Raw genomic sequence first — 23003 nt, forward strand, 5'->3', positions numbered from 1 at the left:
CCAGATCATCCTAGCGAAAAATAGCTTACTTTAACAACTGTAAAATGTATTGTAATAATGCTTCAATCAATTGTTTCACAATGGCATCTTGGGTATTTGGATCTATCGTCTCTGCCCCATTCTTGCTTGCATTGGTCTGGGTGGTATTCGAGGTAGAAGCCACAGATGAAGATTTAAACTCTTTTTGTACCGCGCTCAGTTGATCGGGGCTGACATCTTCCGCACATTGGCTTTCCGCATCCCAATGTGAATAGCTAATTTCTTTAGTGGCTTTCACCGCAGTCGCAGTCAACGGCAAATGATAGGTATTGCGTTTTTGTTCTTCGGTCAGTTGGGGGAACAAATTCATGCCCAATTGTTCTTCTAAATAACACACACTGACAATTTTGACCTGTAGTGAATTATCGTTAGGTGCATAGTAGGCACCAATTGCACCGGTTTTAGGAATATAAACCGCTTTAAAGACTGCAGTTGGAACAATAACACCCTTGCCAATGGTTTTTAATTTTTTGGCTGCAAACACAGGCCCCGTAACCACATAAACATCATATTTATGTTTAGTGACCATCGCACGGGTGGCTTCTTCTAATTCACGCCAAATTTGTTGATTATTTTTCGGTGCTTGCGGCACCATATTGGCTAAGGAAAAACTGTCACTTTGCGCAGCTTTGGTCGGCATATCGGCATTCGGTGCCATATGCCCGCGGTCATAACCGGAGGCTTTGTAGTCCGACAAGGTGGCACGATGTTCTGCCTTCACTTTGGTTTCTTCATGAAAACTATCTTCACGCGGAATTTTTTGACTTAAGCGCTGCGGCGTCAATGCTTCAGCAACCCATAACGGCGTTTTAGAAACACCCGAATACATCACATTGAAACCATTAAAACATAAGGGATAAGTATTTTTATTGAGGCTTTCTTTGGCTAAATAAGGTGGAATATCACGATAAAACTGATCTAAACAGGCCGAATTTGATGACGATGGCAGTGAAACAAATTGTTGGATTTTTTCTTGTCCGAAAGCAATCGCAAAACTACTGGTCGCCACTAAACCCAAAATAATTTTTAAACTATTTTGATTTAAAAGTTGAACCCAAGACTTACTCGTTTTACGTTTCTTAATTGCCATTTCTAGATAAACACTCATTTTTCACGAGCTTAACAAGCAAGTAAATTGAAGTATATGTAACCAAAGTTATTTGTTTAACAATTAAACAATATTTGACCAACAAAAGCACAGTTGTTGTAACAGTATGTCTAACTTTCTACAGCTTTTATAAAGACTCTTAATGGCTTTCGGTATGTTTGATTGAAAAACCGATCAAACATATGACAAGGTAAAAACAAGCAAGATTTCAAAATGATTCTATCTACGGAGTATTTTATGCACGCTAAGCTGTTAAGTTTAAGTCTGATTACAGGGTTGATGAGTGCCACGGCATTCGCAGAACCTGCCATTCAAGCGGGTGATTCTTTAGACAGTTTATCTAAAGTGAAAGTAAGCACTACTGTAAATGGTCAAGCAGGTTCAATTCAAGATTTAGTGGCCAGTGGTCAAATTCGTATTGTTGATGCTAACCAAGCACTGACTGCGCCCAATCAAGTCGGCACCGAAGCAGCAATACCAAACCATTCAACGGTAAATGCAACGACAGCACAAATGGCTTCGCCTGCCGTAGAACAAGCCAATGCTCTTGCGATTGAACAAACGGCTCAAGTTGCCTCTGAAAATGTAGAAGCAATGCAACCCAATGCTGAATTAGCCGCACAACAAACAGAACAGACTTTAAATCAAAAAGCGGCTGCACCGATGATTTCATCTTCTGCTGAAACTCCAGTCAATGCGGCAGATCGCTCGCAAATTGATGTCACCCAAGAAGCTGTTGCTGCTGCACCCGTAAATGCTGCTGACACCATGATGACCAATGAAGCCATCGCTGCTGCACCTGAAGTCGCACAACCCCATGATGCTGTACAAGCTGCACCCCAAGCAAATCTTAGCGATGCACCAGTCAATGCTTCTCCTGAAGCACCGATTGCAGAAACAACAGAGAACTGATCACCCTGTGTTGAGCTTTATCCTCCAATAAAAAAACCAAGGCATTCACCTTGGTTTTTTTATGTGCTATTCAGTTGATAACTAAATTTCGATTTGACTGCCTAGCTCGACCACGCGATTCGGTGGAATTTGATAAAAATCACTGACTGGACTGGTATTTCGTTGCATGGAAATAAACAGTTTTTCCCGCCATGGAGACAATCCATCTCCAACTGTATGAATCAATCGATCACGGGAAATAAAGAAGCTGATTTGCATCATGTCAAACTCAAGCCCCAATTGTGCATAGGCTTGCTGAAGCGCTTGTGGAATATTCGGTTGATCTTTGAAACCATAATACATCGAGATCCGGTAGAAACGCTCATCCAGTTTTTCAACTTGAATACATTCCTCTGCTGCAACATAAGGAATATCGCGAGTGATCACGGTCACCATCATATTCAATTCATGCAGCACTTTATTGTGCTTAATATTATGCAACATGGCATGCGGCACAATATTCGGTGTACCGGTCAGGAAGACTGCTGCACCAGGAACAAATTGTGTTTCAGCACTCATGCCAATGCTTTTAATAAACAGATCAATCGGTAAAGCATCTTTCTCTAAACGCACCAAGACAATTTCTCGTCCCATTTTCCATGTCATCAGAATGGTATAGACCGCGGCCCCAATTAAAATAGGCACCCATCCACCCGCAATAATTTTTAACGATGTTGAGGCAACAAAAATTAAATCAATGAACAAGAATGGGATCGTAAAGAGCAGGACTTTCCATACCGGCCAACGCCAGAAACCATAAGCGAGGAACGAAATTAAAATTGTACCGCACAGCATGGTCATGGTCACGGCAACCCCATAAGCACTGGCTAAATTGGCACTATTTTCAAACAATAAAATCAGGATCACCACGGAAATAAACAGTACCCAATTGATGAACGGCAAATAAATTTGACCTTGTTCAATATCCGAAGTGTGATGCACAGTTAAACGGGGTAAATAGCGCAGTTGAATGGCCTGATTGGTCATTGAAAATACACCAGTAATGACCGCTTGCGATGCAATGACTGCGGCAGCCGTCGCCAAGCCAATCATTGGATATAAACCCCAATCTGGAACCAACATATAAAATGGATTGGAAATCGCCTCGGGGTTACGCAGTAATAATGCCCCCTGTCCTGCATAGTTAAACAGTAGGCACGGTAAAACAATAATGAACCAAGCAAGGCGAATAGGTAAGCGACCAAAATGCCCCATATCGGCATATAAAGCTTCACCACCAGTCATCGTAAGGATGACAGCCCCCATGGTCAGGAAAGCAACGTAGGGTTGATGAACAATAAAATTAAAAGCCCAATGTGGACTAACCATCGTCAATACAAATGGGGTTTGAATAATACTCCACACGCCCACTGCACCAATGGAAAGAAACCAAGTCATGGTTAATGGACCAAAAAATTTGCCCATCGTGGCTGTACCATGCCGTTGTACGAGAAAGAGTCCTGCCAAAATGCCAATCGCCAAAGGCATGAGCCATTGGTTAAACATCGGCGTCGCAATACTTAAGCCTTCAATTGCAGATAGAACAGAAATTGCCGGTGTGATAATGCCATCACCAAAGAACAGAGATGCACCTATAAAGCCTAAAGCAATCAGATAAATCTTCCTGTTCTCAGCGATCCGAGTGGTTCGCAGATTCAATGCCAGCAAGGACATAATCCCACCTTCACCATTATTATCTGCACGCATGATGATGGTGACGTATTTAAAACTGATGGTCAGCATCATGCACCAAAAAATCAGCGACAGAATCCCAAGAACTGTCGCTTCAGTAATAGCGAGATGTGCGGTGAGGAAGCATTGCCGAAGGGCATACAGTGGACTAGTTCCAATGTCTCCAAATACAACACCTAATGCTGCTAAGGTAATTGCAGGCAATGCCGCTTTTTTTGCGGTACTTTGCATATATGCGTCTTCTAATGTAGACATAATTTTGCCGAATAATATCATCGAGAAATTTTTTTTGCTCTAAATCAATTGTTTCAACTTGGCAGATTTCATTTTTTTGGTTATTATCGCGGCCGAATGGTGAGGTGTCCGAGTGGCTTAAGGAGCACGCCTGGAAAGTGTGTATACGTTTGCGCGTATCGAGGGTTCGAATCCCTCTCTCACCGCCATTTTCTATTCTTAAAACATCTAATGCTGTCTTAAAAAGCTTAAATCTAAGGGGTTTAAGCCTTTTTTGCTGTCTGTGGCAATAAAGTGCAATATGCTGCAATCGTTGGTCTAGTGTTGGTATAATTGTTGGTATCGTTTTCAATACCAGCATTTGATACCAACAAATAAGGGGTTTTCTATGCTAACCGACTCAAAGATAAAGCGTTTAAAGCCACCGTTAAATGCAAAAAAACCTGATAAATACAGTGACGGAAACGGACTACAGCTGCACGTTTTCCCTAATGGGCGAATGACATGGATATATGCGTATCGTTTCAGTGGTAAACAAAAGAACCTCACTCTAGGCTCTTATGAGTTTATGTCATTGGCTCAAGCGCGAATGAAGCACCTAGAGGCGAGGAAGGCATTAGCCAATGGATTAGATCCAGCAGAACAAAAGAAAGAACAAAAAATAGAAATAGATGAAAGCAGCCTATTTAAAACACTTGCCCTTGAATGGCTGGATAGTAGAAAGGCTGTCATTAAAGAGCCAACCTATTTAAGAGATTTAGTCCCTTCAAAGAAAAGCAGACTTATCTCAAAATATAGTTAAAAATCGAAAATAACTTTAAAAATATAGCGAATTTATAGTTTGGAAAATGAAGTGGCTATTATTTAGCTATAATCAACGGAATGAGTGGATTCACATAAAACTTTAAATGGTAAATATATTGAGTTATAAAAGAAAAAAAACTGTATAAATAACAAGATTACTTCAAACCTTATTTTTAATTAAATAATTGATTATTATTAATTTTATTTATGTTTTTGCTTAAATTGGTTGCGTCAAAAAGATCTAAATAAACTGGCTACATACTTTAACGGAATGAGTGGATTCACATAAAAATTTAACGGAATGAATGGATTCAATTAAGCTTATCAAATTCCACAAACTCAGGCTCTATACAGCGGAAAAGTAGAAAGGACTTTTTTACAGGGATATAGATAAGCTAATAGCCTTAGAGTTCCCGTCTGAGCAAGATGGACTAAATTTATAGGTGAGTGATTAAAAGCCTATACCCGCTTGAATTGTTCTTACGTGTGATTACGGTCAGCCTTGAGACAATGAAAATTGTGAAGTCATTGCCAAAGTTGGATATTTGACTCACACGGTTTTATTTTTATTAAATTAATGTCACCTTCCTTATGTCGATTTTTATTAGTTTTATCGGCATAAGACCATGAATATGTTTATCCTATCAACATGATGCCTCCATCATGTCGATTTTTTCTAACTTTATCGACATGACACTATAAATATGTTTATGCTATCGACATGACAATAATCTCATGTCGATTTTTATAGGTTTTATCGACATAACAATAAAGGTTAAGACGATGACCGCATGGCAAGCCTCAAGCCCATACAATGCATTACCCAGCCTACCACCTATTCAAGATGTAGAAACCAAAAAGGTTTTAAAACTATGTATTGAAGCGAGGGCTGCACTGGCTGAATTAAAGCAGGCTGGCGAGCTAATACCCAATCAAACCATATTAATTAACATCATCCCTTTACTGGAAGCAAAAGACAGTTCAGAGATTGAGAATATTGTCACCACAACAGATAAGCTATTCCAACATGCCCAAGGCAGTGAAGATCAAGCAGACCATGCAACCAAAGAAGCTTTAAGGTATCGAACAGCTTTGTATAAGGGTGTGCAATCAATCAAAGAACGACCATTGAGCACCAGTACAGCCATAGAGATATGTCAAACCATCAAAGGTGTTGATTTAGATATTAGAGCGACCACAGGAACAGCATTAAAGAATAGCTATACAGATGAAGTTATCTACACGCCACCAGTGGGACAGGATGCTATCCGTAATCTGCTATCAAACCTAGACCACTTCCTACACTACAACAATGAACTAGATCCATTAATTAAAATGGCAATCGCTCATTATCAGTTTGAAGCCATACACCCATTTATTGATGGTAATGGACGTACAGGGCGTATTTTAAATATTCTGTATTTAATGGATTGCCAGCTACTTACTTTGCCAATTCTGTACCTAAGCCGCTTTATTATTATGAATAAAGCCAAATACTATGAATTACTCTTAAGTGTAACCACCCAAGAAAATTGGCAGGAATGGATTTTATTCATCTTGCAGGCAGTTAAAAATACAAGCGAGTGGACAATAGCCAAAATCAACAGCATTAGGCAATTACACGAACATACCATTGAGTACGTTAAATCCGATGCCCCAAAAATCTATTCAAGGGAATTAGTCGATATTATTTTTGAACAGCCATACAGCCGAATATCAAACTTAGTAGATCGTGATATAGCAAAACGTCAATCAGCATCTACATACCTTAAAAAACTGGTTGAAATTGGTGTACTGGAAGAAATAAACATAGGTAAAGAAAAATTATTCTTACATCCAAAGCTATTACAGCTATTAACCAGTGATAACAATTCATTTACCACTTACAGGTAAAAATAGGGGGTACTTTTGTTTTTTGTTGGTATTTTTGTTGGTATAGGATACTTTTTAAATATATATAAATATTAATATTCAACAACTTAATACCATTAGTTTATTCCCTCCTTCCCGCCAAATTGCAAAGAACTGCACTCCAAAGCAGTGACGAAAGGCTTAATTCTAAAGGGATTGAGCTTTTTTTGTTGTCTGTGGCAATGACATTCCATGCATTACGATCAGGGTATATGTGGGGAAAACCCATGCGAACCCATTAAAAATAAGAGGCACTGTAGCCTTTTATCAATCTCCTTTCTTAGATGCTTCTATGTCACATCTTTGACAAAACTTAGCATTCACACCATCAACATGCTGGTTTTATCAGCAAAAAAGTAATTCATTCAATATCTTTGCCCCCAGTTCATTCGCAAATATCAAAATGATTGGTCTTATATTTCTGATGATGAAATCCATATTTCAAATTTGGTATAGGCAAAACCAGTTTCTTTAGATTAGGTTATAAGTGGTACAAAAAATGCTTGGATCGTACCGAACTTTTTATAAGGAAAAATGATGAAAAAGACACTTACGGCACTCACATTAAGTCTCGGTTTACTCTTACCCTTTTCAGCTTTTGCTAAAAATAATGTCGTGGTGGTTGCCACAGGTGGCACGATTGCAGGTGCAGGAGCCAGCTCCACCAACAGTGCAACATATACTGCGGCCAAAGTGCCTGTTGATGATTTACTTAAGGCCGTTCCGCAAATTCAGAACCTTGCCAATGTCACGGGTGTACAAGCACTTCAAATTGCATCCGAAAGCATAACCGACAAAGAGCTGTTAACCATTGCACGAAAAGTCAATGAATTGGTGAAAAAGCCAGATGTAAATGGCGTTGTGATCACACATGGTACGGATACCTTAGAAGAAACCGCTTACTTTTTAAACTTAACCGTTCATACCGACAAACCCATTGTAGTCGTGGGTTCAATGCGCCCACCTTCAGCCTTATCTGCGGATGGCCCTTTAAATTTGTATAGTGCTGTTGCCCTTGCAGCCAACGATACTGCAAAAGGCAAAGGTGTTTTTGTGCTCATGAATGATGATATTTTTGCAGCACGAGATGTCACCAAAGCCATCAATATTCACACCAATGGCTTTGCGAGTCAGTGGGGCGCGTTAGGTACACTGGTCGAAGCTAAACCGTATTGGTTTAGAAATGTCGCAAAACGTTTTAATAACAGCTCTGAATTTAATATTGAAAATATTCAGGGCGATGCTTTGCCTTTGGTTCAGATTGTATATGGTTCTGGCAACATGATTCCCGATGCCTATACGGCCTATGCAAAAGCAGGAGCGAAAGCCATTATTCATGCAGGTACGGGTAATGGATCCGTTGCAAAAAATATTGTGCCGACTTTAAATGAACTACAAAAACAAGGCGTGCAAATTATTCGTTCATCTCGTGTGCCACAAGGTTTTGTATTAAGAAATGCGGAACAGCCCGATGATCAATACAATTGGGTCGTGGCGCATGATTTAAATCCACAAAAAGCAAAACTACTGGCTGCACTGGCTCTCACCAAAACCAAAGATGCAAAAGAAATTCAGCGCATGTTTTGGGAATATTAAGATTTAACTCAACTGAAGAAAGTATTTACGGATACTTTCTTCATTCATCCTTTTAAAAAAATTGCTCGGTTGATGGAAAATTAAAAATAACCGCCCACCTCTTTTAAAATAAATTTAAGCATTCACTCAATCATGACAAGAGACAATAAAAACTCAAAAAATATCATAAAGCTGCAATATTTCCATGCTAACAATCATAGGACAATGGCTTAAGTCGAATCATAGAAGCGCATTGAATACATAGAAAACTGCTATTCGGGAGTAAATATGAATACCAGCAATAATTATGTCAAACAAATCAAGAACGCTAAACGTGGTGGTTACACGCCGACCATCGCAAAAGATATTAACAAACATAAAATTCAGAAAGCCATTCGACTGATTGATCAATGGAGAAAACTGGCCAACGAACTCAAACCACAAATGCAAATCGATATGGCTTTAACCCTAGAAGAATGTGCGCAAGACCTCGATCAAATTTTAAGGCGTAAATCCCTCTAATCAGATGAAAAAATTTTTGATTTAAGTTGATTTTTTAATGCTTAAAATAGCTGTGCAATTCAATCGTTCACTTTTTGGCTTGCAATTTTAACCAAATTCGCTATTATTCATCCAACAACGCCGGCATAGCTCAGTTGGTAGAGCAACTGACTTGTAATCAGTAGGTCCACAGTTCGAATCCGTGTGCCGGCACCATGTTATACTTAGCCTCACTTTATCGTGGGGCTTTGTTGTATTTGCAGGTTCATTTTAAAAATCCAAGTTCATTTTAAAAATCTAAACCATATCAATCTAAATCACATCATCATGACGGCGCGTTCTTTTTGGCACTAATTTGTACATATTGCACCAAACCATCAACATATAGCTTCTGGCATAACTTTGCAGTCATTTGAATTTTAACCGCATCTAAACCAAGCTGAGGCGGTGGCGATTGTTGAATATAATGTGAAAAGCCATGTAAAACCGCTTGAGATAAATCAACAACTTCAATCTCGCTAAAATCATAACGCTGCAAGGTTTGTGTCAAGACGGATTGCGTCATTAAATCATCCAAATTCACATCGGCCGATTTTAATAACCAGTTATATTTTTGCTTTTGTAAGGCGGTTAAAGCCGACCATTGTTCAGACAAGATTAAATAATGAAAACCCAGTCTGCCCTTTGCATTTAAAACTGTGCATACCGATGCTAAAAATGAATTTAAATTTGAGTGATACGCGGCATCAATACAGAGCACCACGTCAAAAGCAGTTTTGAATTGAATTTGTTTTAAATTTAAAAAAGAGTGTTGGTGAATTGCTACAAGGTGCGGAAGATGCTGTTGAATTTGCATCACACAATTGGCTTGTAATTCAACGGCTTCAATATATTGCAGCTGATAGTGCTGTTGCCACAGCGCTAAGCTCGCACCCTGCCCACAGCCTAAATCGAGCAGTTTATCGGCCGACTTTAACTGTACAGCTTGCGCCAACTGATCAGCCAATTGACGACAAGCTTGTGGATAGGATGATATTGCATCATCCCAATAGCCCAAGTTGCTCCAAGCAAGCGCTGCATCATCTCCTAACTGTTTTGCATTAATTGCATATTTATGTTGTGGAAAATGCTGACGAATCGCTTGAAGCCATTTCATGTGTTTTAGTAGCCAAGTTGTGGGGCAACCTCAACTTTAGGTTTTAATCCAACAAACGGCAAGGGTGCTTTAAAAATTTCTGCAATATGCATAGCGGAGGTCACGGCTGACTCTAAAATAGGCAAACCATCACAAGACCATGAACCACAATAGAACACTTTACGGTTTGCATCTTTATGGCGAGCTTGCAACTCTTTATTTAAAGCCACAGTTTGTGAGTCGACCACAGCACGGGTTAAAGTCACGGTTGAAATGACCTTTTTAGGATCAATGTCAATCACTGGTCTCCATGTTTGGAACACGGCTGTTTTACCCACTAAACTTGGTTCAACCGAATTTAACCACACTGTAAATTGTTGACGGGTAAATTTACGATCCATCATATAACTGAGTACCGCCCAATCTTTACGCTTTGGCGGCATCACCGTTTGATCAGTATGAACAACCAATTGACCTTGCTCAAATTTAAATTGCTTTAACAGGGCAATATCATCCGCAAATTGCTCAGCATTTAAGAAATCTTCAATTTTGTTGGTTGGTGTTGCCACAATCACCCGATCAAAAATGTATTTTTCACCCAAGGCATTTTCAACCAGCACGTGATTGTCTTGTTCTTTGACTTGGGTAATCGCAGAACCATTATGAATTTGAATCCCTGCAATCAATTTGTCTACCAACGCAGGTGTGCCGCCTTGCATACGCAATAAAGCATCGCCATCGGTCAATTGACGTAAGAAAATCAATAAGGGTTTTGCCGGCCATTCACCAATGGTTTTAGAACTACAGGTGCAAATGGTATACAGCACGGGCATAACCACGCCATGCCAAAACACCTCTTCTATATCATTGTTATTAATGAATTCAGCCAGCGTGATTTCTTGGTCTTTAGATTTGAAGAATTTAGCGATGGCCGTTTTAAGTTGCAACATGCCTTTGACTAAACGCCAACCGTACTGTTGAATGCCTTTACGATTATTAATAATCGGAAAATTACCAATACGACTACGGGTGGTGGTTAACCATGTTTCAGTACGATCTTCAAATAACCAACTACACGCCATATAGGTACGAACAGGAAAAGTTTTGATCCCTAAATAAGTCGCCAAACTTAAGGTATTTTTCCATAAATGAGGGTTCATGACGCGCAATGGCGCATCAATTAAGCCACCTTCAAATTCAGTACTATGGCTATCCATACCACGTCCAGGCAATGCTTCAAAAATCGTAATGCTATGCCCTGCATCTTTAAGAATTCTTGCGGTAGCTAGCCCAGCCATGCCACTACCAATAACTGCAATATCCAAAATTATTATCCGTCAGTTATATAAGATTACTGAAATTATGAACCAAGCCGGATTAAAAGGCGGTATTAAAATATTCCAGAATCTATCTTTTTAACAAAAGTCATCATGATGCATATCGGCCAGATATTTATCCTTATTGGCATACAAAAATAACAATCAAAAACCATAAAATAATTATATTTATTTAAATATTTAAATAAAAATTATTTAAAACCATCAGTATATATTAACCAATTTTATAACGATCGTTTTACAAAATCTTAAAATATGATTATCATAATGAGTATGGTCACTTGATCATGACATCATAATTTTTATAGCAAATAATGATGCAAATAAAGTCAAAACAACAAAATCCATTTCGCAAAAAGCCCCTAAAAATTTAGGGGCTTCTTTATTTTTGCACCAACGGCTTTAAAGTCAGGATTAACCTGCCACCGCTATTTCACCAAACTTGCCACTATTCAAATCATTAAATGCTTGTATGATTTCATCTTTAGTATTCATGACAAAAGGACCATAGCCCTGAATAGGCTCATTTAAAGGTTGACCTGTCAGCAGCAAAAATTTGCTATCTTGCAAAGCCTCAAGTTGAATATCGGCTTCACCATCTTGAGCAAACAGCACAATCGAGCTGTCCTGAACCTTTTGCATGCCGTTCACTAACATTTCACCGGATAGCACGACAAGCAAAGTATTGTGATCAACGGGTACATGAAGGTGATGGGTATGTTGTGCTTTTAACTCACCATCCCACACATTTACAGGTGAAAAAGTTGCAGCAGGACCGCTATATTCTAGCTGATCCGCCATATAGCGACCTGCGATGACACGGATATGCCCTGCACCATTTTCAAGTTCAATCACAGGAATTTCTTGTGCTTCAATGGCTTGATATTTAGGTGCAGTCATTTTATCTGCTGCAGGTAAATTAACCCAAAGCTGTACCATTTCAAACAATCCACCGCTTTTAGCGAATTCCTCAGAATGAAACTCTTCATGCATTAAACCTGCACCCGCAGTCATCCACTGCACATCGCCCGTTTTAATCTGACCGCCACCACCACTGGAGTCTTTATGCGACACTTCGCCTTGATAGGCAATGGTCACCGTTTCAAAACCGCGATGTGGATGTGAACCTACACCATGTTGTGCCGTGGTTGGATTAAAATGATACGGCGCAGCATAATCCAATAATAAAAATGGGCTAATCGCTTGACCTAAACGATCATAAGAAAATAGGTTTTTAACAGGGAAACCATCTCCGACCCAATGCATATTTTGATTACGATAAACGCCAATAATTTTTTTCATCTCAAACTCCTATCTCTAGGAAACAATATGAGTACATATTAGTCTTTTTAAATGCGTCAATATAGTGAAACACCAATACACACCATCTCATTTTTAGGACAAAATAAGGGCTTTCATTTTTAAGCATGCTTATTTTTTAAGTTCAACCTGACCAATTATCCCATAAACAATAAAATGAATCTCAAATCACCGGCTTTATCCACCCTCATTATCTCATTAATATAAATTCACCCCAGAACATCTAGAACAGAAGTTCGACTTCTCCATAATACTATTTACGAGGCACAAGAAATGGGCAAACCCTACGTTCGTTTAGACAAAGATAATGCAGCTGTTTTGTTAGTCGACCACCAAACTGGATTACTGTCATTGGTTCGTGATATCGACCCCGACAAATTCAAAAATAATGTTTTAGCCCTTGCTGCAGCGGCGCAATATTTCAACCTTCCGACGATTTTAACCACCAGTTTTGAACAAGGTCCAAATGGTCCTTTAGTTCCAGAACTCAAAGAAATGTTTCCAGATGCGCCTTATATTGCTCGTCCCGGTCAAATTAATGCTTGGGACAACGAAGACTTCGTCAAAGCAGTTAAAGCAACAGGCAAAAAACAATTGATTATTGCTGGTGTTGTCACAGAAGTCTGTGTCGCATTCCCTGCCCTTTCAGCCTTGGAAGAAGACTTTGAAGTATTCGTGATTACCGATGCTTCAGGCACCTTTAACCATTTAACTCGTGATTCTGCATGGGATCGCATGTCAAATGCAGGTGCACAATTAATGACTTGGTTTGGGATGGCATGTGAGTTACACCGTGACTGGCGGAATGATATTGAAGGTTTGGGTGCTTTGTTCTCCAATCATATTCCGGATTATCGCAATCTCATCAACAGCTACAACCAACATTCATCGCAAAAATAAGCTTTGTCTATTTTTCAAAGGCGATCTTCGGATTAATGCCAGTTAGTTAAGGAGTTTTATAATAAACTCCTTAGCTTTTTAGTTCTTCACAACGGAGTCTTATATTTTTAAATCAAATACTTGGAGCTCATCTATTACTTTGGATAAGCCCAAAGTAATCAAAGGCATTTGTCATCCGCAAAACTCGTCAAACCCCTTTTGTTGATTAATAAATCGCAGAAACTGTACTTTTTTAAAGTAGTCTTGCCTCGAACAGTTGCGGATGACATTTCCGCGTATCGAATAACATCATGAATTTAAAATAAAAAAGCCAGTCAATTTCTTAACTGATTAGCATTAGATTTTCGGATCGCTTTTTGATTTTGTTATTCTGCACCCTCAATCATGCGACTTTTTTCAGCTAGAATAATGACTTCCTTGCCCCGTTTTGAGCGTGATGTATGCATTCATTTGATGATTATTATTACTTTTTTCTGGTGGTGAAATACGCTGGATTTAGTGCCGCAAGTGAAGCAAGTAATATCACCAAATCAAAATTGAGCAGACGGATTTTAGACTTAGAAAGTCAATTTAATGTCAGTCTCATTCAGCGTTCAACACGCCATTTTAAAGTCACTCCTTTAGGGCAAGAATTTTATGAGGAATGTTGTAAAGTCATCGCCCAGATTGAATGTGCCAACAATGTATTACTGAAACAAAAAAGTGAGCCTCAAGGCTTAATCAAAATAAGCTGCCCTTCGGTCATGATGCATTTTCAAATCCGTACATTGCTCAATCAGTTTCTAAAAAATTATCCCAAAGTACAGATTGAACTTGAGCTGACCAGCCGCCGTGTTGACTTAATTCATGATGATATCGATTTAGCCATTCGGACCAATTTTCAAGCCAATGAAGACTCCAGCTTGATTGTGCGTGATGTCATTAAAACCACCCATTGCTTGGTGGCAAGCCCTGAATTACTCAAAGGACGGCACATCCAACATTTCACAGAATTACACGAATTTCCAAGTGTGGTTTTGGGTATGCAAAAATCACAATATTATTGGCATTTAAACAATCATGAGCATGGTGAAATGATTGATATTCCCCTCCAGCCACGGATTAAAAGCAATGATCTTGCTGGCGTGTATTATGCGGTATACGATGGATTTGGAATTGCCGATTTACCTTATTTAGCGGTTGAACAAGACATCAAGCAAGGCAAACTGATTCATGTCTTACCTGAGTGGTGCTCAAATTTAGGCACCGTGCAATTGGTCTATGCTTCTCGTAAAGGACAGCGTTTGGTGATGGAAAAACTGATTGATTATTTAGTCGAAGGTTTAAGAGATTTAGCCAAAGATCATTTAGGTTACGCACTTTAAATGGATCAATCAAACAAAGCAAAAATCCAGAAACAAAGTTCTGGATTTTTAGGCGAGTATTTTAATTTGAACTTAAATTTTACCAATCAAGTCAATTGAAGGCGCAAGCGTTGCATCGCCTTCTTTCCATTTTGCTGGGCAAACTTCACCAGGGTGTGCATGAACATATTGCGCTGCTTTCACTTTACGAAGTAACTCTTGAGCATCACGACCAATCCCCCCCGCATTAATCTCAACAATCTGGATTTTACCTTCAGGGTCAATCACAAAAGTACCACGGTCAGCTAAACCTTCAGACTCAATTAAAACTTCAAAGTTTTTTGCCAAAGTCCACGTTGGATCACCGATCATTGCATATTGGATTTTTTTAATTTCATCCGAACTGTCATGCCAAGCTTTATGGGTAAAGTGAGTATCCGTCGATACTGAATAAATCTCTACGCCCATTTTTTGGAATTCAGCATAGTTATCGGCCAAATCACCGAGTTCTGTTGGGCAAACAAAAGTAAAGTCGGCAGGATAGAAAAATACCACTGACCATTTGCCTTGCATTTCTTTTTCAGAGATTTCAACGAATTCACCATTTTTATACGCTGTTGCATTGAATGGTTTGATTGCCGTATTGATTAAACTCATGAGATATTCCTCTAGCTCGTTTCTGGGATTGCTTAGGTTGTGAAGCTAGAATACGAAATCTTTTCAAATTGGTAAAACCGTACTTTTTTATAAAAACAATCGAAAAAATAGATTTAATATTTCCATCACGATGCTTTTTATCATCGTAAAACTCAATTCAAATTTAAGTTGACCATCGCTCATTTGTTCTGTAGATTTTGTTTTTGAGTGGACAATTAAAATGATGTTTCAATCTCTTCTTGAACAATTCCAAGCCCTCCCTTCTGGCACTGACAGCTTTAAACAACTCAAAAACCATTGCGAACAGCAAATCAAAACGGCTGACCTTTCTCTAGAACAAACATCCCTATTTCTAATTTATGGTTTTGCCAAAAATTATGTATTGCTATATGAAGATCAAGCAGTGACAGCTGATTTTTCCAATGCGGCCAAAACCCAGTTATTGACCTATATGCAACAATTAAATGCCGCCCTTGAAACGCAAGACAAAGCGCTCATTTTAGATCGTTTAAATCAGGTGACTCAAGACTATATGCTCAGTTCCCGAGTGTTCTAATTCAATTTATTCATCGCTTATACCAGCAGCTACACAGCATAAAAAACCCTTTGTTTTCACAAAGGGTTTTTTATGCTGATCAAATACAAATCAAGTCACCTTTAAATAAAGACCAAGCATGGAATATTTCTGAGATTCAACGCCACTCGCCAACTCAAGCAAAGAGCATTTCAATTGATGTTCCAACTCAGCTTATTCTCATCATTTCCTCTCTTGTGTTATGTGTGATGATTGTTTATGCATATTTTGGCTTGGTATAAAAGAACTGGCTTCAAATAGACAAGCAAACGGTTTTTTATGGCAGGTTGAATGTCCTGAACATATAAGCGAAACCTATTATCAAGGACCTGTATCACGATTTAATTGTGGCAGATATGTTTTGTACTGTAATATTTTTTTAATTATACTGCTGCCACATTTCCACTGTGTCGTATCGCTGATATGAAGTCCAGTTTTCGTCAACATTTGCTAAAGTGGCGCGCATCTTTGGGTGCGATTACTTTGCTTTGTTTACTCTGGCATATCTTCTTACCAACGCTGGTACATACTGGCGTGGTACCTGCACTCTATGCAATGCCGACACATTGCCAAGTCACCAATATTCAAAATAGCTTGATGTTGTCTGAACCACATTCAAATGATCATCATGGCATGCATCACCAACAGCATTTGCAACCGACTGGACATGATCAACTCAGTGATTATGCAAAAGAGGTTTTTGCACTCGCAAGCCAAATTATGAAGCATTGCCCTTTGTGTACTTATGGTGTTGATGCAGCTGCGATAGTCCCTTTTATTGCAATTATTTTTGTATTTTTATTGGCTTGGTTCACTCGTGTACGATGCTTATGCTATGCCTGGTCAGAAGATCTGCATATCCCACCTATCTTCTATCTTTTCCCCATCAAACAAGCGCCTCCACTCGCTCTATAAATCGCAATTTTTATACATCGTATCCAGTGATGCACTGCGGTACAGCCTCGTTTATTGCTTTTTTTATAGAGTTGATTATGAATACTCCATTTCGTTTGTCAGTATTAACAGCTGCATGCCTATCAATAACCTACAGTACCCCTATATTCGCCAACACCTCATCGCAAGATGACGTCAAGACACTCGCGACGATTGTGTTTACAGCAAGCCGTGAGGGTGAATCGATTAATAATACCCCTACTGCCATCAGCAAAATTAACAATAAAGACATTGAAGCTAAACATGCGACTTTTATTGGTCAACTGATCAATCAAACCCCTGGTGTCTTGATGAATGACTTGGGCAACGAACAGCACATGATGTCGATTCGCCAACCGATTACCACCGCTGCGGTGTATCAATATTTAGAAGATGGAATTTCAATTCGTCCTGTCGGTGTGTTTAACCACAATGCCTTATATGAAGTAAATTTAGCTGGAATTGACAGCATTGAAATTTTGCGTGGTCCAGCCAGTAGTTTATATGGCAGCAATGCCATTGGTGGCACCCTTAATTTTCTAACCAAAGCGCCAAGTTTAACGCCAACGGCAGATTTGGGCCTGAGTTCAAGCTCAGAAGGTTATCGCCGTTTAGAGGTCGGCGCATCGAATACCTTTGACACGGCATATGGAGAACATGGTCTAAGACTGTCTGCCTATGTGAGTGATCGTGGTGCAAGCTGGCAAGATCATGCTGAAAGCAATAAGCAAAGTGTGACTTTAAGACACGACTGGCGTATTTCAGATACCACTCAAGTTAAAAACATTGCCAGTTATAACCATTTAAAAGCCGATATGACGGGTAGCTTAAATGCAAATGATTTCAGCAAGCGCCAAGGTTATAGTTATCAGACATTTACTTATCGTGAAGTCGATGCAACTCGCCTATCATCTCAATTAAATCATAGCTGGAATGAGCAACAAAAAAGTCAAATGACCGTGTATTATCGTGATAATACCACTGAGCAAAATCCAAGTTATAACATCCGCACTGACGTTGTTAGTGGCGTACCTACGGGCACATATAGTGGGCAAACCACCTATAACGCTTTTCAATCTTATGGTTTAAATGTGCAACATTCTGCCAATTTCGATCCAGTGAAATTCACCATAGGCGTTATGGCAGAACATTCACCGAATCAAGCCCAAACCAATGATATTGAAGTCTTTCGTGATCCAAACACACTGGTTTATACAGGCTACAAACAACGTCAGTTATTACGTGATTTCAAAGTCGACGTCAATAACCAAGCCCTCTATACACAAGCAAATTGGCAAGTTTTACCCAACTTCAATTTAGTTGGCGGCGCACGCTATGACTGGATTAGCTATGATTTTGATAACCAACTCGTTCCGTCAAAAGTCACAGGTGCACCTGATGAAAAACGCAATTTTCATAAAGCCAGCCCGCAACTTGGCTTGGTGTGGAATATTACCCCTGAGTTCGACTTATATAGCAACTGGTCGCAAGGTTTTGTACCGCCAGAAGTCAGCGGTTTATATGGCGCAAATTTAGTTACGCCAGACTTAAAAGAAGCCACCTTTAACAATGTGGATGCAGGCTTACGTTTTAAATTATTTGATGATCATCTTGATGGCGAAATTACTTTGTACCGGTTGCAAGGTCAGGACGAAGTACTCAGCTATACCAAACCTGATAACACTCGAGAGCCTCGCAATGCAGGTCAAACCTTACATCAAGGCATCGAAATTGGCGGAACTTGGAAAATCAGCGACATTTATAATCAACGTTTGAAACTTTCAGGCAGTTTTGCCAAGCATGAATATGAAGATTTCAAACCATCAAGCGTGGCTGATTACAGCGGTAATACCATGCCAAGCTCGCCAAAAAGTTTTGGAACTGTTGAGTATCAAATTAAACCCATTCCTGAATTATTACTTTCTGTGGAAGGTGTATATGTCGGTTCTTATTGGATTAATGAAGCGAATACCGAAAAATATGACGGACACACCGTACTGAATTTACGTGCCAATTATCGTCAAAATGCTTATGAAATTTATGGGCAAATTTTAAATGTGGCAGATGCTCACTACGCAGAAAGTACGTCATTTAGTAATAATCAAGCGAGCTACACACCTGCTGCGCCGCGCACTTATTTACTCGGTCTACGCTATCATTTTGGGGAATAATTTATGAATGCCAGCCAACTCAAAAAGCTGATGAAGTTTCATCGGGGTTTTGGAATGGTGCTCGGCATTCTCGTTTTAATGTGGTCGTTAACTGGTGTGTTGCATCCAATCATGAGTGCAACACAACCTCAACCCGCAAAACGAATGCCTCCATTTCAACAACTTCATTTAGAACATGCAATGCCTGCCTCGCAAGTGTTGCAACAACATAACATTACGCAATTTTCGGCATTACAAGCTATTGAGCTGCAACCCAAGCTTGTGGCTTATCGGGTATTAAAGCCGAATCAAAATAGTGCTGAATATTATGATAGTCAAACCAGTCAATTCATTGAACATGGCGAACAGCATGATGCAAAACGCTTAGCACTTTGGTATACAGGTTTAGCCAAAGAACAGATTATTTCGGCTAAACTAATCACTGAATTTAGTGATGATTATCCAAGTGTTAATCGTTTATTGCCTGTTTGGCGTGTCAGTTTTGATAATGGCCTGAGAGCTTATGTTGATCCATCACAATCTCGATTAGCCACCCTATCCAATGACCAAAAAATGTGGATGGCAAGAATTTTCCGTTTAGGTCATACATGGACGTGGGGTGATCAAGCTTGGCTTGGGCAAACGATCCTCATGCAAATTGCCTTAATTGGCATATTGGTATTGGTGGTGATGGGTGTTGCATTGTTTTTTAAAATCCATAATCGTAAAAATCATCGTTTACGCCAAAAACCGAGTCGCTTTTTACACCGCTATTTAGCGATTAGTTTAAGTGTATTCATTACATTGTGGCTCATCAGTGGTTTTTATCATGTTTGGCAAAAGAAACCTGCTGTTCAAAATATTCAACCCATTTTTAATACGCAGGATTTGAGTTTAGAAGCATGGCAAACTGCGACTCAACAGCCATTACAACGATTAAACCTTGTCCCAATTGCACTGAATAACGCACAAGCTGTTGCTGGTTGGATGGTTCAATTCGTAGGAACGCCTCAAATGCAAGGTAGTATGACGGCTGTTAAAGAACATGATCATCATAATCAGGCCAAAAGTGCAGCACCGACCATTAAACTGATCGATGCTAAAACTTCTGCAAAATTGGATATTCTTGAGCAAAGTAAACGATTGGCTGCAAATTATTTACACATTCCTGCCCATCAATTTACTCACAGTTCATGGGTCACCAGTTTTAGTGGAGAATATGGATTTATCAATAAACGTTTGCCTGTTGTTAAAGTCGAAACGAGCTTAAACAATCAGCTCAGGCTTTATATCGAACCAAGTAGCGGTTTAATTGCCGCACAAGTCACGCAGCAAGATGCTTTAGAAGGATTTAGTTTTGCTTACTTACATAAATGGACTTGGTTACCAATAGATAAAACACTTCGAGATCTCCTACTCGCTAGCCTTGCAGGTCTGATTGCCTTGATGGTTATTTTAGGTTTTTGGATGCAAACACAAAAACGTTAGTCCCTCTACGATTCTCTCTTAATCAAGTGAGAATCGTCTTTCTTTGCTTATATCTTCTTATTTCGAATAATTTGTTATCAATTCATAATTATCCTGCTAAACACGAGGGTATTTATGAATCTACTTCAACAGCACCTTAATTGCCGATTTAACATAGGCTTTTAGGATCGAAGCAAATGATATTTTCACGATTAATTAACAATTTGATCTAACTAAAGCGTGTTTATGACATCGGTGACTATCCACTTTTTGTTCTATATCAATCTTTTTGTGCATAAAAAAACCTGATAAATATCAGGTTCTTATTTTACTTAAAGTACCTCAAAATGGAAGATCATCATCTAAATCAGCAGGTGCAGGCGCTGAAGGTGCAGATTGTGGTGCTTTAGGCTGGAAACCCGCTGGGTTATTGTTGGCATAACCACTTTGCTGGTTGTTATTAAAACCACCTTGATTATTGCCATAACCGCCTTGGTTATTATTATTGTTGTTATAACCTGAGTTAGCGCCACCTTGGTTATTGTTGAAACGAGGTTGATTATAACCCGCGTTATCACCACCCGTGCTTTGCTCACCTTGCTGACGATTACCACTGTCTAACATTTGCATTTGCTCACCACGAATTTCTGTGGTGTAGCGTTCTTGACCGCTTTGGTCTGTCCACTGACGCGTACGCAATGAACCTTCAATATAAACTTTAGAACCTTTGCGTAGATACTGCTGCGCAATTTCACCTAAGCGGTTATGTAACACAATACGGTGCCATTCCGTTTGTTCTTTGCGCTCACCGGTATTTTTATCCGTCCACGAATCGCTGGTTGCAATTGAGAACTGAGTAAGAGAACCACCATTTGGAAAAGTTTTGGTTTCAGGATCTTTGCCTAAAGTTCCGACTAAAATAACTTTATTAACACCACGCATCAGACGTATTCTTCCTATTTATTACTATGTTTTACTTTATAAGAGTTATGCTTAAATGGCTACCTCTTTACCTAACAAGTGCGTTAAATCTTGTCGTGCAACATCATCTATTTGCTGTTTATCGACTTTAATATACGCAACCTGTTGGTCGGGCATGACCACGACTTCTTCAATACCACGAATTGCCAAAAGTTGAGAAGTCCATTCATCCGTTTGTTTGCTTTCAGGCAAACGAATCACTAACGATGACAGATAACGCGGCTGAACCAAGCCAAAACTAATCAATAACCAAACCACGGCAATTGCGGTCAAAATCCCCCAACCCATTGCGGTATTGTTCAAAATTAACAATTGCCCGCCAATCATACCGCCAAAAAATGCGCCTAAGAACTGGCTACTGGCATTTACGCCCATGGCTGTTGCTTTGGATTGAATGGGTGCAGATTTGGACAACCAAGAAGGCAATAATGCTTCCATGACGTTAAAGGCAATAAAGAATAAAGCGAGGCCTAACAGTAAGATATATTTCGACTCAAAGCCAAAAATCAGTACCAATAAACCTAAAACAATCCCACCAATTGCGGTTAAGAAAATACCGCGCATTTTGCGATATTTTTCCGCCAAAATAATACTGGGAAAGGCAAAAAATAGGCTGATCACCAATAAAGGTAAATACACCAAACCATGACGAGAGAGTGGAATATCCGCAAATTCGATCAGTTGTGATGGCATATAAATGAACATTGCGGTGAGCAATAAATGCAGCGCAAAGACTGAAATATGCAGACGGTTTAAATCACCCATTTTCAAAACTTGTTTTAACTGCGTCACATAGCCTTGCTGATAATTGCGATGATGACGCGTCACTTTAGGCACCAACAGCAACATTGAAATTGCCGCGATTCCCATAATCGTGGTCACCCAAAATAGTCCAGAAATGCCAACCAAACTGGTTAACCAAGGCCCAAGACTGAAGGCCACCATAAAGGACACCCCAATACTCATGCCCATAACGGCCATGGCTTTACTACGTTGTTCCTCACGCGTGATATCGGCAAGCAATGCCATTACCACCGCAGAAACGGCACCACCACCCGCAATCGCACGGCCAATAATCACGCCATAAATGCTCTCAGACATAGCAGCAACGGCACCGCCCAGTGCAAACAACAATAAGCCTAAAACCACCAAAGGCTTACGGCTAAAACGGTCCGCCAGCAAGCTAAATGGAATTTGTAAAATGGCTTGGGTTAAACCATATACACCGACAGCTAAGCCAATCAGCGCAGGGGTTGCACCTTGATATGACTGTCCTGCCACAGAAAACACAGGAATAATCATGAACAAGCCCAGCATACGCAGTGCAAAAATACTGCTTAAGGCAAAGGTTGAACGACGTTCTAAAGCATTCATCATATCAATAAGCTTGG

The 23003-nt window shown here is 39.6% G+C and carries 19 protein-coding genes and 2 tRNA genes; 13 read left to right on the forward strand and 8 right to left on the reverse strand.

Features of this window, described 5'->3' with window-relative positions; all coding sequences use genetic code 11:
- Positions 1-25: 25 nt before the first annotated feature.
- On the reverse strand, positions 26-1129 hold the full coding sequence (locus F994_RS11800) for a DNA/RNA non-specific endonuclease (protein ID WP_034697116.1): 1104 nt from the start codon (positions 1127-1129) through the stop codon (positions 26-28).
- Positions 1130-1384: 255 nt separating this feature from the next.
- Here F994_RS11800 and F994_RS11805 point away from each other — a divergent pair, with 255 nt between their 5' ends.
- Positions 1385-2059 (forward strand): hypothetical protein, encoded by a 675-nt coding sequence (locus tag F994_RS11805; protein ID WP_004650710.1) that lies wholly within the window; start codon positions 1385-1387, stop codon positions 2057-2059.
- 81 nt (positions 2060-2140) lie between these two features.
- Here the strand turns inward: F994_RS11805 and F994_RS11810 are convergent, their stop codons facing one another.
- Positions 2141-4021: a potassium transporter Kup gene (locus F994_RS11810; RefSeq protein WP_034697118.1), complete on the reverse strand. Its 1881-nt coding sequence runs from the start codon at positions 4019-4021 to the stop codon at positions 2141-2143.
- A 122-nt stretch (positions 4022-4143) separates the two neighbouring features.
- Here F994_RS11810 and F994_RS11815 point away from each other — a divergent pair.
- From F994_RS11815 to F994_RS11840, 6 genes are all read left to right on the forward strand, one after another.
- Positions 4144-4233 (forward strand) — tRNA-Ser (locus F994_RS11815).
- Positions 4234-4412: 179 nt separating this feature from the next.
- A complete protein-coding gene (locus tag F994_RS11820; RefSeq protein ID WP_004650712.1) occupies positions 4413-4826 on the forward strand; it encodes an Arm DNA-binding domain-containing protein in 414 nt (137 codons plus the stop codon).
- 785 nt (positions 4827-5611) lie between these two features.
- Positions 5612-6721, forward strand: coding sequence for a protein adenylyltransferase Fic (gene fic, locus F994_RS11825; protein ID WP_004650713.1), 1110 nt, complete (start codon positions 5612-5614; stop codon positions 6719-6721).
- Between the two features lie 555 nt (positions 6722-7276).
- Entirely contained in the window at positions 7277-8335 is a 1059-nt protein-coding gene (locus F994_RS11830) for an asparaginase (RefSeq protein ID WP_004650714.1), read from the forward strand.
- Between the two features lie 267 nt (positions 8336-8602).
- Entirely contained in the window at positions 8603-8836 is a 234-nt protein-coding gene (locus tag F994_RS11835; RefSeq protein WP_004650715.1) for a hypothetical protein, read from the forward strand.
- A gap of 119 nt (positions 8837-8955) precedes the next feature.
- A tRNA-Thr gene (locus F994_RS11840) sits at positions 8956-9031 on the forward strand.
- A 109-nt stretch (positions 9032-9140) separates the two neighbouring features.
- Here the strand turns inward: F994_RS11840 and F994_RS11845 are convergent.
- The 3 genes from F994_RS11845 to F994_RS11855 all read right to left on the reverse strand — a co-directional run bounded on the left by F994_RS11845 (position 9141) and on the right by F994_RS11855 (position 12589).
- Entirely contained in the window at positions 9141-9971 is an 831-nt protein-coding gene (locus F994_RS11845) for an SAM-dependent methyltransferase (RefSeq protein WP_004650716.1), read from the reverse strand.
- Positions 9972-9976: 5 nt separating this feature from the next.
- Positions 9977-11275 carry an FAD-dependent oxidoreductase gene (locus F994_RS11850; RefSeq protein ID WP_004650718.1) on the reverse strand — a complete coding sequence of 433 codons (1299 nt, stop codon included), beginning with the start codon at positions 11273-11275 and terminating at the stop codon, positions 9977-9979.
- 426 nt (positions 11276-11701) lie between these two features.
- Complete coding sequence (locus tag F994_RS11855; protein ID WP_004650719.1) at positions 11702-12589, reverse strand: pirin family protein; 888 nt, start codon at positions 12587-12589, stop codon at positions 11702-11704.
- A 291-nt stretch (positions 12590-12880) separates the two neighbouring features.
- Between F994_RS11855 and ycaC the strand changes: the two genes are divergently transcribed.
- Positions 12881-13507, forward strand: a complete 627-nt coding sequence (gene ycaC, locus F994_RS11860; protein ID WP_004650720.1) for an isochorismate family cysteine hydrolase YcaC — start codon at positions 12881-12883, stop codon at positions 13505-13507.
- A gap of 440 nt (positions 13508-13947) precedes the next feature.
- A complete protein-coding gene (locus F994_RS11865; RefSeq protein ID WP_004650721.1) occupies positions 13948-14871 on the forward strand; it encodes a LysR substrate-binding domain-containing protein in 924 nt (307 codons plus the stop codon).
- A 72-nt stretch (positions 14872-14943) separates the two neighbouring features.
- Here the strand turns inward: F994_RS11865 and ahpC are convergent, their stop codons facing one another.
- On the reverse strand, positions 14944-15507 hold the full coding sequence (gene ahpC / locus F994_RS11870; RefSeq protein ID WP_004650722.1) for an alkyl hydroperoxide reductase subunit C: 564 nt from the start codon (positions 15505-15507) through the stop codon (positions 14944-14946).
- A gap of 220 nt (positions 15508-15727) precedes the next feature.
- On the opposite strand from ahpC, the gene F994_RS11875 reads away from it, so the two are divergent.
- The 4 genes from F994_RS11875 (at position 15728) to F994_RS11890 (ending at position 20652) form a co-directional block, all read left to right on the forward strand.
- The gene (locus F994_RS11875) at positions 15728-16063 is read left to right on the forward strand and encodes a hypothetical protein (RefSeq protein WP_004650723.1); all 336 of its coding nucleotides are present in this window, start codon (positions 15728-15730) and stop codon (positions 16061-16063) included.
- A 441-nt stretch (positions 16064-16504) separates the two neighbouring features.
- Entirely contained in the window at positions 16505-16996 is a 492-nt protein-coding gene (locus F994_RS11880; RefSeq protein WP_004650724.1) for a hypothetical protein, read from the forward strand.
- A gap of 77 nt (positions 16997-17073) precedes the next feature.
- Positions 17074-19185 (forward strand): TonB-dependent receptor, encoded by a 2112-nt coding sequence (locus tag F994_RS11885; RefSeq protein WP_004650725.1) that lies wholly within the window; start codon positions 17074-17076, stop codon positions 19183-19185.
- 3 nt (positions 19186-19188) lie between these two features.
- On the forward strand, positions 19189-20652 hold the full coding sequence (locus tag F994_RS11890; protein WP_004650726.1) for a PepSY domain-containing protein: 1464 nt from the start codon (positions 19189-19191) through the stop codon (positions 20650-20652).
- Between the two features lie 321 nt (positions 20653-20973).
- Here the strand turns inward: F994_RS11890 and ssb are convergent, their stop codons facing one another.
- Complete coding sequence (gene ssb / locus F994_RS11895) at positions 20974-21573, reverse strand: single-stranded DNA-binding protein (protein ID WP_004650727.1); 600 nt, start codon at positions 21571-21573, stop codon at positions 20974-20976.
- Between the two features lie 51 nt (positions 21574-21624).
- On the reverse strand, positions 21625-22989 hold the full coding sequence (locus F994_RS11900) for an MFS transporter (protein WP_004650729.1): 1365 nt from the start codon (positions 22987-22989) through the stop codon (positions 21625-21627).
- Positions 22990-23003 lie beyond the last annotated feature (14 nt).

Source organism: Acinetobacter bohemicus ANC 3994 (genome assembly GCF_000367925.1).
Taxonomy (GTDB): Bacteria; Pseudomonadota; Gammaproteobacteria; order Pseudomonadales; family Moraxellaceae; genus Acinetobacter; species Acinetobacter bohemicus.